Origin of the sequence: Parachitinimonas caeni, from assembly GCF_030129945.1 — a bacterium.
GTDB lineage: Bacteria > Pseudomonadota > Gammaproteobacteria > Burkholderiales > Chitinimonadaceae > Parachitinimonas > Parachitinimonas caeni.
Map to the genome: position 1 here is coordinate 1 of NZ_JARRAF010000248.1, position 288 is coordinate 288.

The following is a 288-nucleotide window of genomic DNA, read 5'->3' on the forward strand; positions in this document are numbered from 1 at the left end:
TCAGGGTAAACAGCTGATCGCTACTCTGCGGCCAGACGAAGCGGCCCGTGTGCAGTCGCCGGACACAGAGCCAGACGCCATTGCCATCCCACACCAGCAGCTTGATCCGGTTGCCAGCCCGGTTGCGAAAGGCATAGGCACTGCCATCGGTGGGGGTGCGCCCCAGGCTTTGCTGCACCCGTAGCGACAGGCCATCCACCCCCAGCCGGATATCCACCGGCTCGACCGCCAGAAAGACCTGGGCCGGACTCAGTGCACTACTCATGGCAATTGCCGCAGTAGCGCCAG

1 protein-coding gene is annotated in these 288 nt (G+C 64.2%); it reads right to left on the reverse strand.

The features are described from left to right. On the reverse strand, nt 1-265 hold a 265-nt coding region (tnpB, locus tag PZA18_RS24540; protein WP_284103502.1), incomplete at its 3' end, for an IS66 family insertion sequence element accessory protein TnpB. Between the last annotated feature and the right edge of the window lie 23 nt (nt 266-288).